The sequence below is a fragment of the Nocardia sp. CA-107356 genome (genome assembly GCF_050946365.1).
GTDB lineage: Bacteria > Actinomycetota > Actinomycetes > Mycobacteriales > Mycobacteriaceae > Nocardia.
Genome location: NZ_CP191992.1, coordinates 1,570,712 through 1,586,444, shown reverse-complemented (window position 1 = coordinate 1,586,444; position 15,733 = coordinate 1,570,712). Strand labels below are relative to the sequence as shown.

The 15,733-nt window shown below is 65.8% G+C and carries 14 protein-coding genes and 1 pseudogene; 12 read left to right on the top strand and 3 right to left on the bottom strand.

Features of this window, described 5'->3' with window-relative positions:
- Positions 1-181 precede the first annotated feature (181 nt).
- The 4 genes and pseudogenes from ACQP1G_RS07325 (at position 182) to ACQP1G_RS07310 (ending at position 3,754) form a co-directional block, all read left to right on the top strand.
- A complete protein-coding gene (locus ACQP1G_RS07325) occupies positions 182-832 on the top strand; it encodes an ABC transporter permease (protein ID WP_433208249.1) in 651 nt (216 codons plus the stop codon).
- Positions 825-2,016: pseudogene (locus tag ACQP1G_RS07320) on the top strand (ABC transporter ATP-binding protein). Before ACQP1G_RS07325 ends, ACQP1G_RS07320 begins: the two are co-directional and overlap by 8 nt.
- Complete coding sequence (locus ACQP1G_RS07315; protein WP_433199842.1) at positions 2,013-2,792, top strand: ABC transporter permease; 780 nt, start codon at positions 2,013-2,015, stop codon at positions 2,790-2,792. Before ACQP1G_RS07320 ends, ACQP1G_RS07315 begins: the two are co-directional and overlap by 4 nt.
- Positions 2,789-3,754, top strand: coding sequence for a glycine betaine ABC transporter substrate-binding protein (locus ACQP1G_RS07310; RefSeq protein ID WP_433199839.1), 966 nt, complete (start codon positions 2,789-2,791; stop codon positions 3,752-3,754). The genes ACQP1G_RS07315 and ACQP1G_RS07310 overlap by 4 nt, the downstream gene beginning before the upstream one ends.
- Before the next feature lie 28 nt (positions 3,755-3,782).
- Here the strand turns inward: ACQP1G_RS07310 and ACQP1G_RS07305 are convergent, their stop codons facing one another.
- Positions 3,783-4,439 (bottom strand): TIGR03086 family metal-binding protein, encoded by a 657-nt coding sequence (locus ACQP1G_RS07305; protein WP_433199836.1) that lies wholly within the window; start codon positions 4,437-4,439, stop codon positions 3,783-3,785.
- 119 nt (positions 4,440-4,558) lie between these two features.
- On the opposite strand from ACQP1G_RS07305, the gene ACQP1G_RS07300 reads away from it, so the two are divergent.
- A complete protein-coding gene (locus ACQP1G_RS07300) occupies positions 4,559-5,530 on the top strand; it encodes a helix-turn-helix transcriptional regulator (RefSeq protein WP_433199833.1) in 972 nt (323 codons plus the stop codon).
- A gap of 76 nt (positions 5,531-5,606) precedes the next feature.
- Entirely contained in the window at positions 5,607-6,554 is a 948-nt protein-coding gene (locus ACQP1G_RS07295; RefSeq protein WP_433199830.1) for an alpha/beta fold hydrolase, read from the top strand.
- 40 nt (positions 6,555-6,594) lie between these two features.
- On the opposite strand, the gene ACQP1G_RS07290 is transcribed toward ACQP1G_RS07295, so the two are convergent.
- Positions 6,595-8,052, bottom strand: a complete 1,458-nt coding sequence (locus tag ACQP1G_RS07290; protein ID WP_433199827.1) for an MFS transporter — start codon at positions 8,050-8,052, stop codon at positions 6,595-6,597.
- A 75-nt stretch (positions 8,053-8,127) separates the two neighbouring features.
- Here ACQP1G_RS07290 and ACQP1G_RS07285 point away from each other — a divergent pair, with 75 nt between their 5' ends.
- Positions 8,128-8,610, top strand: a complete 483-nt coding sequence (locus ACQP1G_RS07285; RefSeq protein ID WP_433199824.1) for a MarR family winged helix-turn-helix transcriptional regulator — start codon at positions 8,128-8,130, stop codon at positions 8,608-8,610.
- A 34-nt stretch (positions 8,611-8,644) separates the two neighbouring features.
- Entirely contained in the window at positions 8,645-9,271 is a 627-nt protein-coding gene (locus ACQP1G_RS07280; protein ID WP_433199821.1) for a hypothetical protein, read from the top strand.
- A 4-nt stretch (positions 9,272-9,275) separates the two neighbouring features.
- Here the strand turns inward: ACQP1G_RS07280 and ACQP1G_RS07275 are convergent, their stop codons facing one another.
- Positions 9,276-10,100 (bottom strand): AraC family transcriptional regulator, encoded by an 825-nt coding sequence (locus ACQP1G_RS07275; protein ID WP_433199818.1) that lies wholly within the window; start codon positions 10,098-10,100, stop codon positions 9,276-9,278.
- Between the two features lie 62 nt (positions 10,101-10,162).
- Between ACQP1G_RS07275 and ACQP1G_RS07270 the strand changes: the two genes are divergently transcribed.
- From ACQP1G_RS07270 to ACQP1G_RS07255, 4 genes are all read left to right on the top strand, one after another.
- A complete protein-coding gene (locus ACQP1G_RS07270) occupies positions 10,163-11,107 on the top strand; it encodes a DMT family transporter (RefSeq protein WP_433199815.1) in 945 nt (314 codons plus the stop codon).
- Positions 11,108-11,169: 62 nt separating this feature from the next.
- On the top strand, positions 11,170-13,188 hold the full coding sequence (locus tag ACQP1G_RS07265; RefSeq protein ID WP_433199812.1) for a protein kinase domain-containing protein: 2,019 nt from the start codon (positions 11,170-11,172) through the stop codon (positions 13,186-13,188).
- Between the two features lie 1,040 nt (positions 13,189-14,228).
- A complete protein-coding gene (locus tag ACQP1G_RS07260) occupies positions 14,229-14,909 on the top strand; it encodes a TetR/AcrR family transcriptional regulator (protein ID WP_433199809.1) in 681 nt (226 codons plus the stop codon).
- Positions 14,906-15,661: an SDR family NAD(P)-dependent oxidoreductase gene (locus tag ACQP1G_RS07255; RefSeq protein WP_433199806.1), complete on the top strand. Its 756-nt coding sequence runs from the start codon at positions 14,906-14,908 to the stop codon at positions 15,659-15,661. Before ACQP1G_RS07260 ends, ACQP1G_RS07255 begins: the two co-directional genes overlap by 4 nt.
- The last annotated feature ends 72 nt before the right edge of the window (positions 15,662-15,733 follow it).

Genomic DNA, 15,733 nt, shown 5'->3' with positions numbered 1-15,733 from the left:
AGGACGAACGAGGATGCCTCCGGGTTCCCGCTGGCTGGTTTCAACGGGCCGGGTGCGGGGCAGTCTCGTCAGAGGCACAGCGCCACTTGGCTATTGCCGTGCCGTACCGGCCGATTTCTGTCCCGGCCGGGCGGCCGACACGATAGTCTCCGAGGACATCGGGCAACGGGGAGGTACCGCCCTGGACACACTGTGGACGTTCGTAGTGCATCGGCGCGCACAGCTGATCACCGACTCGTATTTGCACGTCTCGGCCGTGGTGCAGTCGTTGCTGATCGCGACGATCGTCGCCGTACTGATCGGGGTGCTGGTCTATCGCAGCCCGTTCGGTTCGTCGGTGGCGACCGCGCTGGCCAGCGCCATCCTCACGGTGCCGTCGTTCGCGCTGCTCGGGCTGCTGATTCCATTCCTCGGACTCGGCGTCGGCCCGACCATCACCGCGCTGGTGCTCTATGCCCTGCTGCCGATTCTGCGCAACACCATTATCGGGCTGGCCTCGGTGGATCCAGCGATCGTCGACGCCGCGCGCGGGGTCGGCATGAATCGGCTGCGGGTACTCGCGCGCATCGAACTGCCACTGGCCTGGCCATCGATCCTGACCGGCATGCGCGTCAGCACCCAGATGATCATGGGCATCCTCGCCATCGCCGCCTACGCCAAGGGGCCCGGACTCGGCAACCTGATCTTCTCCGGCCTGGCCCGGCTCGGCAGCCCGAACGCGGTGCCGCAGGCGCTGGTCGGCACGATCCTGATCGTCGTGCTCGCGCTGATTCTCGACGGGATCTTCGTCATCGTCGGCCGTCTCACCACCTCTAGGGGAATTCGTGACTGATACCGAAACCCGCGGCGACAGTTCGGCATCGGCGGTATCCGGCGTCGAGATCGTGCTCGACGCTCACCAAAAGCTATCCGGGACAACGTGATCCGGCCGTCGATCAAGTCTCACTGACCATCCCGGCCGGCGAAATCGTGGTACTCGTCGGGCCGTCCGGCTGCGGTAAGACCACCACCATGCGGATGATCAACCGACTGATCGAACCCACCTCGGGCACCATCACGATCGGCGGTCGCGATGTCACGGGTGTGAATCCGGACCAATTGCGCAGGGGCATCGGCTATTCGATCCAGCAGGCCGGGCTGTTCCCGCATATGACCGTCGCGAAAAACGTTGCGACAGTGCCGGGTCTGATCGGCTGGAACCGCAAGAAGGTCGCCGCGCGGACCGACGAAATGCTCGATCTGGTCGGCCTGGATCCCGACACCTACCGCCACCGCTACCCCAGGCAGCTCTCCGGCGGTCAACAGCAGCGCGTCGGCGTGGCGCGCGCGCTGGCGGCCGATCCACCGGTGCTGTTGATGGATGAGCCGTTCGGCGCGGTCGATCCCATCACCCGCGGACTGCTGCAGGACGAACTGCTGCGCCTGCAATCCGAACTGGGCAAGACCATCGTCTTCGTCACCCACGATTTCAACGAGGCGGTCAAGCTCGGCGACCGAATCGCGGTGCTGGGCAATCAATCCCGCATTCTGCAGTACGACACTCCGGCGGCGATCCTCGCCGATCCGGCGGACCGGACCGTGGCCGGTTTCGTCGGCGCGGACGCCTCACTCAAACAGCTCACCCTCACCCGCGTGCGCGATGTCGAGCTCGGCGATTGCCCGACGGCGGTCGAGACCGATTCGGTGGATAGCGTCCGCGCCGCGCTGGCCGGACGGGATTGGCCGTGGGCGCTGCTTCTCGACGCGCATCAGCGGCCGCTGCGCTGGGTGTCGAGTGAGCAACTGGCGCACGCGAATTCGTTGCGTGAGAGCGGATCACCGGTCGGTGAGCAACTGTCGTTGCAGTCGACGTTGCAGGATGCGCTGGAGGCCTTGCTCGCCGAGCAGACCGCGACGGCGGTCGTCACCGGGCGCCGCGGCGAGTACGCGGGGTTGATCACGATCGATACGCTCGTCGGTCATCTGTCGGCCATGCGCGCAACGCACACGGGCGCGGAAACGGGCACGCCGGCATGACCACGGCGACCACCGCACCGGCCAGCGCCTCGCCGACAACACTGCGTCGGGCCGAACGGATTCGGCTACTCGTCCAACCGGCGCTCGTGCTGATCCTCACCGCGGGCGTACTGGTGTGGGCATTCCGGCGTGATCTCACGGCCACCCAGCAGGCCAGCATCAGCGTAGACAATATCGCGACCGTCACCTGGCAGCATGTGCTGATCACCGCGACGGTGGTGGTGATCGTCGTCGCGGTGGCGGTACCGCTCGGTACGCTGCTCACTCGGCCCGGATACCGCCGTCTGGCACCGCTTTTCGTCGGTATCGCCAATATCGGCGCGGCCGCACCCGCCATCGGCCTGATCGTGCTGTTCTACCTGGCCACCCGTACCACCGGCTTCTGGATCGGCGTCGCGCCGATCGCGTTCTATTCATTGCTTCCGGTGCTACGCAATACGATTCTGGGCTACCAGCAGGTGGATAGCGCGGTCATCGATGCCGGGCGCGGCCAGGGCATGTCGGCTCTCACGGTGTTGCGCCGCATCGAATTTCCGCTCGCCATTCCCTACATTCTGGCCGGGCTGCGCACGTCACTCGTGCTGGCCGTCGGTACCGCGACGCTGTCGTTCCTGGTGAGCGCGGGCGGTCTCGGCATTCTGATCGATACCGGGTACAAGCTGCGCGATAACGTCACGCTGGTGGTCGGAGCCGTGCTGGCGGTCGCGCTGGCGCTGCTCGTCGACTGGCTGGGTGCGTTGGCCGAACAGTATCTCGGTCCGAGGGGGTTGAAGTGAGGGCGTGGATACTCGCCATCGCAGCCGTATTCGTGCTGGGCGGCTGCGGATTACAGTCGGGCAGCGCGGTCCCGCTTCGGGTGGGCCCCGGCAGTATCCGTCCGGTGCCGGAACTCGACGGTGTGGCGATCACGGTGGGCTCCAAGGATTTCACCGAGCAGAACATCCTCGGATACCTCATCGAATTCGCCCTGTCCGCAGCGGGTGCGCAGGTCCGCGATCTGACGAATATCCAGGGCTCCAATAGTGTTCGCGATGCCCAGCTGCACGGACAGATCGATATCTCCTACGAATACACCGGCACCGGCTGGATCAACTATCTGGGCAACGAGAAACCGGTCCCCGATGAGGTCGGTCAGTTCGAGGCGGTCCGCGACGCCGACCTGGCCGCGCACGGCATCGTGTGGACGGATATGGCGCCGATGAACAACACCTACGCGCTGGTGATGAGCGCCGCCACCGCGAAGGAGACCGGTGTTGTCACACTATCCGACTATGCCCGGCTGATCAGCACCGATCCGGCTGCCGCCGCGACGTGTGTCGGCACCGAATTCAATGTGCGCCAAGACGGCTATCCCGGCATGGCGCGCAAGTACGGGATCGATGTCGGCAAGGTGCACAAGCAGATCGTGCAGGACGCGGTGGTCTATCAGGCCACCGCCGATGCGAAGCAGTGTCGGTTCGGTTCGGTCGCCGCCACCGATGGCCGAATTCCGGCCCTCGGACTCGTCCTGCTGAAGGACGACCTCGGATTCTTCCCGAAATACAATGCGGCGCTGGTGATGCGCAAGTCCTTCGCCGACGCCCACCCCCAGGTCGCGGACATCATGGCACCGATCTCCGAGAAGCTGACGAACGAGGCGATCACCGAATTGAATCGCCAGGTCGACGTGGATGGCCGCGAACCTGCCGAGGTAGCTAGGGATTGGATGGTCGCCGAGGGGTTCGTCACCGCTCGCTGACCGGAGTGGGGCCGAGGCCCCGGCCGGATCATGCTTGCGGATCACGCCCCAGGTAGCGCAGCAGTTCGTCGACCACCGTATCGCCCGCCTCGCCATCGACGATCGCGGCATAGGCACCCCACTGACGCAGCGGCTCAACGATTTCCGCTTCCGGACCGCCGCCCGGCGCCGGGTTCGCGGTCCGCGCCGCGGTGAGCAGCTGGCCAGCGAGTTCGTCGTTCAACGGGGACGCCTGTCCGGTGGCGATCGCGATATCCCAGGCGTGCACGGCGGCGTCCAGTGCGCACATGACCGCGGCGACCGGGGTCGGCAGCGCGCCGTGCGGCAGCGGGGTGGGGACGGTTTCGGTCTCATCGGAAACCGATGCCCAGGCGGCCGAGGTCTGCTCGATCGCATCGCGCACCAGTTCGGCGGCCGTGCCCTCGATGGCGCCGGAGGGGGCGAAGGGGTTGTCGGCGGGGCCGTTTCCGATACCGAGCGCCTTGGCATAGGCGAGCTGATCGCCGGCGGCGTGCTGAATCACCTGCGTGACATCCCATTCCGAGCACGGGGTCGGCAGGTGCCACTGATCGTCGCCGATACCGGCGACGATATCGGCCAGCGCACGGTAGGAGGAGGAAAGGGCCTCGCGCCAGACGGGGCTGAGGGTCGCGATGGCGGCGGTGGCGGTGGCGGTGAGGTTCATTGCGGGCCTTTCGGATTGTGCGGTGCGCTTCTTGCTGATGTCACCAAGCCTATGAGGCCATTAGGCTATTTTCGTTCCTAATATCTCGGCTTCGTTCGAAAAGATTTGGGGAGGCGACAGTGGCGGCCACCACAACGCGAGTCCTGCGCTTGCTATCGCTGCTGCAGGACCGTGCGCATACCGGCCGTGAGCTGGCCGAACGGCTGGACATCACCGACCGCACACTGCGCAACGATATTCAGCGACTACGCGAACTCGGCTATCCGGTACACGCCGAGCGAGGCGCGATCGGTGGCTACCGGCTCGGTCGCGGCACCACCATGCCACCGCTGCTGCTCGATGACGATGAGGCGGTCGCGGTGGCCGTGGCGATCGGCCTGGCCGAGGACGGCTCCACCGGCATCGCCGATATCACCGACAACGCTGCCCGCGCGCTGGCGAAACTCGAACAGATCCTGCCGAAACGCTTGCAGCGCAAGGTAACCGCGCTGCGCAACGCCACCGCGATCGGACCGGCGACCACCGGTTCACGCGAACCGGACGCCCCCGTCCCCACCGCCGTGCTCACCACCCTCGCCAGCGCTATTCGCGATGGCGCCACCGTGCTGATCGGTCTGGATACCGATGCGGACAACGACATCGAGCCCTACCGGCTGATCAACTGGCAGCGTCGTTGGTATCTGGTTGCCTACGACCTCGAAACCCACTCCTGGCGTGCGATTCCCGTCGCCCAGGTGCAGCGGGCAGTGCCGGGATCGCGGCGGTTCGCCGCGCGATCACTGCCCGATGACGACCTGGTTGCCTTCGTCATGCGCGATATCGCCACCACCGGATGGAAAGTGCACGCTCGCGTGACGGTCCTGGCCCCCGCGGAGACGGTGATCGCCCGCATCAACCCGGCCGTTGGCGTGGTTGAGGCGGTCGATGCCGATACCTGCATCCTGCTGACCGGCGCGGATGCCCTGGAGACCATTGCCATCTACCTGAGCATGCTGATGATGGACTTCCGAGTCGACGGCCCGCCCGAGTTGGTCGCACATCTGCGCACGCTCGCGCGCCGCTACACCGAGTCGGTGGAACTGGCACCCTAGCGTGATCGAATCGACCGATCCGATATGCCCACAAGGTCAATGGCATGGCGCTCGACCCGCGGCTAGGGTCGAAGCGATGACGTCCGACGAGTTGTTCCTCCAGCCCAATATCGGTAAGCCCAGCGAGAAGGTCGGATACTTCGCGAGCCGAGCGGGTTTCGACCGCTTCGCTGCGGCCTATCGCGACGGCATGGCGCAGCTGCCGGAACCGGTCGAGCGCGTGGCCGTATCCACCGAGTTCGGGCCGGTGCGCGGCTATCGCTTCGGCGATAAGGGCGGGACACCGCTGGTGCTGCTGTCCGGTCGGCAGGCGTCGACACCGATGTGGCGGGCGAATCTGCCCGGGCTGCTGGCCGAGCGCACTGTGTGGTCGATCGACAGCATCGGCGAGCCCGGCGCGAGCACCCAACGCAAACCGCTGGTCAGTGCGCCAGATCAGGCCGCGTGGGTCGCCGAGGCACTTGCGGGGCTCGGGCTCGCGCGCGCGCATCTGCTCGGTGTGAGCATCGGCGGCTGGCTCGCCGCCCAGGTGGCCATCCATCGCCCCGAATGCGTCGCCTCGGTGACACTGCTCGATCCCGCGAATACCTTTGCGCCGCTGACCTGGAAGATGATCACGGTATCGCTCGGTAGCGTCATTCCCGGTTTGCCGATGCAGGTGCGCTACTGGCTATTGAGCTGGATCTCCGGCGGTGCCCGTGCCGATGATTCGGTACCGGAGGGGCGTCTGATCGCTTCGGGCATGCGCGATTTCACCGGAGCGCAGCCCATGCCAGCGCGGCCGACCGAAGCCGAACTCACGGCCATCACAGTGCCGGTGCTCGCAATATTGGGCGGGCGCAGCATTGTTCACGATGCCGAGCGCGCTGCCGCGACCGCGCGGACCATTCCGGGCGCTCAGGTGGAGGTGTGGCCGCAGGCGTCGCACGCCATCAATGGCGAGTTTCCGGACCGGATCGCCGCCCGGTTCGCCGAATTCGCCGCCGGAGTTCCCGACGACAACGGGGCCGATCCTCGCCGTTGAGGATCGGCCCCGAGGCCGTTCGGGCGCGCGCGCCCGATGATCAGGCGTGCCCGGCCTTATCGGCGGCATCCGCTGCCTTGCGCATCGGAATGATCAGTGTGAGCACGATCGCGACCAGCGCGGCGGCGGTCGCGATCAGGAAGGTGGTGTGGAAACCGTCGCGCGAAGGGAACACGTGCGGGCCGAGCTGCATCGTCATATGCGCCAGCACCACACTCATCACAGCCGAGGAGGTGGACGTGCCGATCGAACGCATCAGCGAGTTGAGGCCATTGGCCGCTGCGGTCTCGGTAACCGGGACCGCGCCCATGATCAGCGCGGGCATCGCGGCGTAGGCCAGGCCGACACCACCCGCGACGATCATTGCCGCCACCATGAGCTCCCAGACGCTGTTCATCAGCACCACGGCGCACAGGTAGCCGACCGCGATCACCGCCGAGCCGAGCGCGAGCGTGACCTTCGGGCCGCGGGCGGCCGAAAGTCGCGCGGACACCGGTGACAGCAGAATCATCACGAATCCCGTCGGGGCCAGCGCCAATCCGGCGTTGACCATGGACAGGCCGAAACCGTATCCGGTCTGCTCCGGCGCCATCATCAGCTGCGGGAAGGTCAGCGACATGCCGTAGAGGGCGAACCCGACCGCGATGGAAGCGAAGTTGGTGAACAGCACGCGCGGTCGCGCCGAGACCCGCAGGTCGACCAATGGCGAGCGCTGCTTCAGTTCGAAGAAGCCCCAGATGAGGAACACCACCGCCGACAGCGCGAACAGGCCGAGGATGCTCGCACTGCCCCAACCCCAGTCCGCGCCCTTGGTGATCGGAATCAACAACGACAGCAACGCAATCGACAGCCCGAGGGCACCACCGAAGTCGAACCGCGCCGGTGTGCGCACCGGCGACTCCGGCACGAAGACGAAAACCAGTGCCGCACAAACGACGCCGAGTCCGGCCGCGGTCCAGAACAGCATGTGCCAGTCCGCGTTCTGCGCGATCGCCGCCGCGAGCGGCAGGCCGAGCGCACCGCCGACACCGAGCGTCGCGCTCATGATCGCCATCGCGGAGCCCACCTTCTCAGCAGGCAATTCGTCGCGCATGATGCTGATGCCGAGGGGGATCGCACCGACGGCCGCACCCTGTAGCGAGCGCCCGATGATTTCGGGAACCAGCGAGGAGAACAGCGCGCAGACCACCGAACCGGCGACCAGCGACACCAGATTGGCGAAAAGAACTCGCCGCTTGCCGAACATATCGCCGAGTCGGCCGCTGATCGGGGTCGCCACGGCACCGGCGAGCAGAGTCGCGGTGATCACCCAGGACGCATTGGACGCGGAGGTGTCCAGCAGCGTCGGCAACGTGGGGATGATCGGAATGACCAGCGTCTGCATCAGCGATACGACGACACCGACCATGCCGAGGGTCGCGATGAGCTGGCCGGATGCGGGACGGCGCCGGGCGTCGTGCGCGGTGACGGTCGGAGACGCGTCGGCTGCAACAGTCATAAATGTGTACGGTACACATCCTATGTATCGTGCACAATTTGCTATCGACGTGATTCAGCCGACATAGTGTGGGCCATGCCCGAACCAGGTCCCGCAGACAACGAAGCGCTCACCCGCCTCGTTTTCGAGTTGACCCTGCTGTCCCGGCACTTCCCCGCCTCGCTGCTGCGGCGGCCGGGATTCCAGCTCGATCGGTCGGCGTATCTGATCCTGACCAGGCTGGAGATCGATTCCCCGCTCAGCCTGCGCGAGCTGTCGGAGGCCTTCCAACTCGATATCTCCACCATCAACCGGCAGGTCGCCGCCATGTTGAAGCAGGGCCTGGTCGAGCGCGTCCCTGATCCGGAGGGCGGCATCGCCCGCAAGATCCGGGCCAGCGCCAAGGGCCTGGAATTGGTCGCCGCCGATCGGGAGCAGAGCCACGAAGGCATCGGAGCGGTCGTCGCCGACTGGAATACCGCCGATATCGCACAGCTGAGCCAGCTCGTCTCCCGTTTCAACGAGTCGATCGAACACATCGAAGACAACCCCTGGCCGCGCCCGTCAGGTACTGAGTAGCGCACCGCCCGGACAGTCGGGCATTATCGCTGCGGTGAGGTTCGGGTTCGGGGTAATCGCGACGACGCTGCTCGTGGCGTCGCCGCTCGCCTCCGGCTGCGGACTCAGCACCGAGACCGACGAATGGGACGGCTGGACGGTGACGGTCTATTACACCGCGGTCGAGTCCTATCACTCCGGGTCATCCGAGACCGTGCGCGGTTGCAGCGATCTCGAATGCACCGACGCCAATATCGAAATCGGCTCGCTCCCTGGCGATTTCGTCGATGTGGTGCGCGATGAGGGCACCGGCCGGATCACCAGCGGCGACCACGCGGGCGAATTCCTGAACTGGTCCTATGATGTCGGCTTCTGGCTCGACACCGAGCCGCGCGATACCCGCGGCGAGGCGCTGCACCCGTTCGAGAGTGCGGCTGCGGACGAACTGGAGCCGGGAACTCGGTTGCGGCTCACCGATTGTGGGACCGTCGATAGCGAATCCGAAAGCGTGTGCAGCAGATTCAGCGCCGCCACCTGGAGGATCGGTGACGAATTCACGCCAGGTCTCGGCGGCCCGCGGCATCTGGACGTCTACGTCGGCGAGGAGACCTCCGAAAGCTTCACCGAGGGACCGGATTTCGTGACATTCCTCGGTGCGACGCTCGAACCTGTCGAGTTCTGAGCTGTTATCCGGCCTCGAGATAGACGCCGGGTGTGATGCCATAACAGCGCCGGAACCAGCGGGTCAGATGTGCTTGATCGGCGAATCCGGCATCGACCGCCGCCTGACCGATCGGTCGACCAGCGGCAATCAATCGGCGGGCTGTGCGCAACCGGAGCAGTCGTTGGTAATCGCTCGGCGCCAGTCCGTAGTTGGCGCGGAAGGCGCGGTACAGCGCGAACCTGCTGCACTCGGTCGCCTCGGCCAGATCGCCCATGGAGATGGGTTCGAGATACCGATCGTGGAGTACGGCACGGACCCGTCGCGCGATATCGGCTGCCGAACCAGCCTGCACGACTGATGTTTTCGCTGGTGTGCGAGTGCCACGCTGCACCAACGCCGCGACCGATGCGGCAAGTGCCTCATCGGCGGCGAGCTCGGAGGCGGGCCCGATCAGACTCGCGCACAGCCTGGCGAGCGCGGCCGACAGCACCGGATCCCGCAGCACCGGATCGGCGAACAACGGCAGACCGGTCGGACGGCCCGCCCGGTCGGAGAGCAGATCGGTGATCAACTCGGATCCGATATGGGCGATCCAATAGGTGAATCCGAGTTCGGTCGTACTGTGGCCGTCGTGCGGCTCGTCCGGATTGAAGGCCATCACCATGCCCGCCGTACTGGTGCGCGTTGCGCCGCGGCAGTCGAAGGTCTGCGCGCCGAATTCGGTCAATCCGAAGGAATACGTCTCGTGACTGTGCAGGTCGTAGACGTGCCGTTCGAAATGCGCATGCATGACCTCGACCGGCCGGTCCGCCATCCGCCGGTAGTCGACCCATTCGCGCTCGGTCACCGATCCATTGTCGCCGCACCAGCGTTCAAGACTTGTTCGCGCCCCCCGCCGAGTATTGATCCGTGCGTATCCGATTACTGTTGGTCCTGGTCATGGCGTTGTGGGGCAGCGCGTTCGCCTCCTCGAAGCTCGCGGTGAACGAGGTGCCGCATGCGGTCGCGGGATTCCTGCGATTCCTGATCGGCACGGTCGTGCTGCTCATCGCGCTGCGGCCACCGCGCCTGCCCGCCGTCGATGCCGCGCGCGCCGCCGCGCTCGGACTCGTCGGTGTGTTCGGCTACAACTTTCTGTTCTTCCTCGGCCTTTCGCTGGCGCCCGCGGCCGACGGGAGTGTGATCGTGCCCATGGCCGCACCGATTTTCACGGTTGCCGTGACAGCGTTGCTCGGACGTACCCGCTTATCACCCATCCGTCTGATCGGGCTGACCACAGCGATCGCTGGCGCGGGTGTGTTCTTCCTCGGAATTCCGGCGAGCGGATCCCATCGACTGCTCGGCGATCTCGTCTTTCTCGCCGCGGCGGCCTGCTGGGCGAGTTATACGATTTTCGGAGCGCCGCTCTTGTCCAGGCTCTCGGCGCGGACCGTCACCGTGTACGCCACCGCTGCTGGCACGCTCGCGCTCGGGCTCATCGCCGCACCGGATCTCGCAGATGTGCGGTGGTCCGAACTCGATCTCGAATTCTGGCTCAACCAGGTATATCTCGGGATGCTGCCGACCGCGCTCGCCTATGTCCTGTACTACCGCGCGGTCGGTCAGGTCGGTCCGGCCGCCGCGTCCGCCGCGATGTTCCTCGTCCCCGCCTTCGGGCTCAGCTGTGCGTGGGTGCTGCTCGGGGAATCCATCTCCGCCGTGCAGGGCCTCGGTGCGGCGCTGATGTTCGTCGGAGCTTGGCTCAATACCCGCAGCGAAGTCCCTCGCGAAGCACCATCCGCGCCGCTGCCCGCGGAGGTGAATTCTCAGGTCGTGCAGCCCTGGACTGGACTGCCCCACCCCGCCGATCGATGATGTTGCGCCCCATGTGAAACACGCATGTCGCGTGGGTGCGGCAATGCACATAGGCTTGCGCCGTGATTTCCGGGCGGACAGTGGTCGACGGGCGTTTCGAGTTGCTCGAGCCGCTCGGCAGCGGCGGGATGGGGACGGTGTGGCGGGCGTATGACCTCGCGCTGCATCGCGAGGTCGCGCTGAAAGAGGTACGGGCGGAAGCCGATGATGCGGGCAGTTCACCCGGCGTGCACCGTGAGCGGGTCCTGCGCGAGGCCAGGGCGCTGGCTCGGATCGGCCATCCGAATGTCGTCGCCATCCACCACATCGTGGATTCGCCCGAAGTGGCACATCCATGGATCGTGATGGAACTGGTTCGCGGGCAGAGTCTCGCCGATCATCTGGCCCGTGGACCGCTGCCGCCCACCCCAGTGGCGCAGCTCGGCCGCGGCATCCTCGCCGCCCTGCGCGCCGCACACCAGGTGGGTGTGCTGCACCGCGATATCAAACCCGCGAATGTGCTACTGCGCGAAGATGGTTCACCGGTATTGACCGATTTCGGTATCGCGGCGATCAATGGCATGAACGGATTGACCTCCACCGGCAGTGTGGTGGGCTCGCTGGACTATGTCGCGCCGGAACGGCTGAGCGGTCAGGAGGGACATCCGGCGTCCGATCTATGGTCGCTCGGTCTGGTGCTCTATGTCGCGGTGGAGGGGTTTCACCCGATGCGGCGTGAGTCGACCGTCGCCACGCTGGCGGCCGTCATCAGAGGTGAGGTTCCGCCGCCGAAGCGAGCCGGGGCTTTGACAGCCGTGCTCGCGGCGCTGCTCGTACCCGATCCGAGTCGTCGGCCGACTGCCGAGCAGGTGGATCGGATGCTTGCGCAGGCTATTGGCGCGCCCGGGGGTATCGGTGCGGCAGGAATGTTCAATCGGTCCGATGGGGTCGGTGGTTCCGGGGCCGATGCGTTCAGTGCTCCAGGAGCGGTCAATTCACCGGGCGCGGTCAACGCTCCCGGCGCGGCCGATGTACCGGGTGCATTCAGCACCCCCGGCACGGTCAAGTCTCCGGGAACAGCTCGTTCACCAGGCGCGTTCGATACCCCTGGCGCAGGTGACGCACCGGGTGCGTTCAGTGCTCCTGGCGCGTTGAACTCTCCGGGCGCAACCAGCTCGCCGCGCGCGTTCGATACCCCCGGCGCAGGTAATGCACCAGGTGCCTTCAATACCCCCGGCGGGTTCGACTCTCCAGGCGCGATCCACGCTCCGGGCGCAGCCAGCTCGCCGGGCTCGTTCGATACCCCGGGCGCGGGTAACGCACCGGGTGGGTTCAATGCACCTGGCGCGGCCAACCTGCCTGGTGGAGTCGGTACGCACCGCCCCGGCGCACCCCACGGACCGGGCGGCGTGCACAACTCGGCACCTCACCTATCTATGAATCATTCTGCGCGCAAACCACTTTCGCGCGGAGTCGTTATCGGACTCGCCGCGGCCATTGCCGTCACCGCAGTCGTCGCCGCCATGGTGATCGTCGCGCTGCGACCCGATTCAACCGGAAGCCAGGCCATTCCGAGCACTCCCCCGGCAACCGGCAGCCTTGCACCCACGACCCGATCCACCGGCTCGACGTCGGCACCCGTACCCGGAAACTCCGTCGACCTCCTCACCCCGAGCGGTATCCGCCAGGCGATCACCGCACTCGAAAATATCTCCGGCAGTGACGAATTCAACGAGGCAACCTTCTACCCGACCTACGCCAACGTCGGCGCCCCGGTCAAGAACAAACCCACCCTCTTCGACCTGTTCGTCTACCGCGACGGAACAGCCACCCGAAAAGGCGCGGGCGGCGCACTCTCCGACGCCGCCACGGTAAAGCTGAGCTCGATCAACTGGGATATCCTCCCGACCCTGCTCCGCACCGCCGACGAAAGCCTCGGCATCCCCACCCCAACCCTCCGCTACGTAATCGTCGACCCATCCTGGACCTTCAACAACAATCAGCCAACCGTCATGGTCTACCTAACCGACGACTATGGTGGCGCATACCTCGCCGCCAACACCGACGGCACCGTAGTAACGATGTACCCCCGAGGCCGGTAATCCGCCGACCCCGTGACCCGATGAACCCCCGGTATCTTCACGCCCATTACCCGAAATCACCTGCACCTGACCAAAATTAGGTGTCACAGGGGAATTCGACGACGTCGCCGTTCAGGTATTCATACCGGGGATGACGCAACGGCCATCGGGCCCGATGGTCCCGATTATCATGCCATCCGACAACGTACAGAAGCTGCCGACGGGTACGCATTCGCGATGAGTGTTGTAGACCATGTTGGACCCGCAGGGGATGCCCGGGTCATCCGGCTCGGCTTGCGCACCAGCGGCGACTGCCAGTGCCGCGGCAAATCCCGCACACATTGCGGCGATAAGACGAGAGTAACGAGACATGATTGGTCCTCCGAAAATGGTGTCTCACAATTAATCCTTGCTATCCACACCGTCCGATCATGCACGACCGCACCGAGTCCAGAAATCCACCGAACCCGGCCTGACCAGCAGAATCTTACCCGCTCCCCCATTATCGGGCGGCGAGGAATTCGGGTAGAGCACTACTGGACACTGGCCGACTCGACGAGTTCACACTCGTACTGTGTCCACTGGATTCAAGGATCCGCAGCGGGCAGAACGACGCCTCCGCCGAAGACTTCTCCACACCCCGATCATGTGGTCCCCGACTCGATCGACACGCGGATCTTCGATGTACGGCAGAACTCCAACGGCCACAAGTTCGCGGCGAGAAACCCTGGATCTTCGGAACACCTTGTGGCAGCTGCTATTCGGTCGAGGCGCCGACCGTTATCGGACTGATCCAGGGTCTGGCCGGTGACGGCGCGGACGACGTTTTCGAGGGCGTCGGCGGTTTGGTCGAGGGGGCGGGTGGTGCGTTGGGCTCGGCACATTGCGACGGTGCCTGCGATGGCGGCGGCGATCAAGGTTGCGGTTTGGGCGGCGGCGAGGGCGGCGGCCGAGGAACGTCCGCCGGACTCGGTCGCCCGCTGCGATTCAACCTGGTGCGGTCTTCTTCGCCCGGAAGATGCGTCTTGACAGCGAAGGGCGTGGGGAGAAACCTGGAAACTATGGAAACTAATTTTGTATCTCAAGTTTCCGACGGTGGCGGGCAGCGTGCCGACGTGATCGTGGCGGCGGCCGGTCGCCTGTTCTTCGCACCGGGACTCGCGCGGGTGAGCATGGACGATCTCGCTCGCGAGCTCGGGATGAGCAAGAAGACGATCTACCGTCATTTCCCGGACAAGCGCACCCTGCTCACTGCGGTGCTGGATCGACAATTCGCGGCGGTGGAGCGCACGTTGCTGGCGGCGGCCGAGGACGTAGCAGGGCAGCCGTTGGATATACGGGTCCAGCGGTTCCTGATCGCGGCAGGCAGTGAGCTCGGGCGGATCGGCGCAGCGCAGCTCGCGACAGGGCGGGGCGATCCGATGTTGCGCGAGTACGTGGAGCAGCGGGTGGACGCGGTGGTCTACCGGCGGCTCGACGAGCTGTTCCGGGACGGGCACCGGCAGGGACTGCTGCCGACGCCACCCGAACTGCTGGGTGAGATCACCCGCGGCGCATTGGAGCGGCTGCTCACCTCGCAATTGCCCCACACACTCGACTGGACTGCGGCCGATCTGCTGCGGGCGACGGTCGACATCGTGCTCTACGGGGCGATCCGCCCCGCACATCCCGGCACCGACGATGAAGAACTCGGGGCGGTCGTGCCGACTGCCCGCGATGATCAGCAGGAGGTGGAACTGTGACTGGGACAACCGGCAGGGTGGCATTGGTGACAGGGGCCAGCAGTGGAATCGGTGCGGCCACCGCGCGCCTGCTGGCCGCGCGAGGGATGCGTGTGGTGGTCAATTACCTCCACAGCGGCGCGGCAGCCGAGGAGGTCGTGGCCGGTATCGGGGCCGCAGGCGGCCAGGCCATGGCAGTGCAGGCCGATGTGCGCGATACAGCAGCGGTCGCGACCATGATCGTACAGGTCCAGGCGGCGTGGGGCGGCACCGACGTGCTCGTACACAACGCGCTCACCCCGTATGCGATCAAACCCTTCCAGGACATGACGTGGAAAGAACTGGGCGGCAAGCTCGACGACGAAATGCGTGCGGCGTTCACGGTCACCAAAGCCGTCTTGCCCGGTATGACCGAACGAGGCTGGGGACGCCTGATCTACCTCGGTACCGGTCTGAGTCGCCAGCCCCGAGCAGGCATGATCGCATTGGGCACGGCCAAAGCCGCATTGGCGCAGTTCGCCCGGTACCTCGCCCAGGAGCTGGGTCCGCTCGGCATCACGGTCAACGTCGTCGAGCCCGGCCCGGTGGCGGACACCCGCATCGCGGGTGTGCTCGACGACCAGAACAAACAGCGACAAGTGGCCGCCACCCCCCTGGGGCGCCTAGCGCACACAGGCGACGTCGCCCAAGCGGTCGCCTTCTATGCCAGCGAGGACAACGCCTTCATGACCGGCACCACTGCCGCGGTCAACGGCGGGATGTCCATGTACTGACGCCTCGCTGTCCTGCGCACACCGGCCATACCGTCCGAGTCCGGCCGACGGCCGCACTGCATCCGGCATACG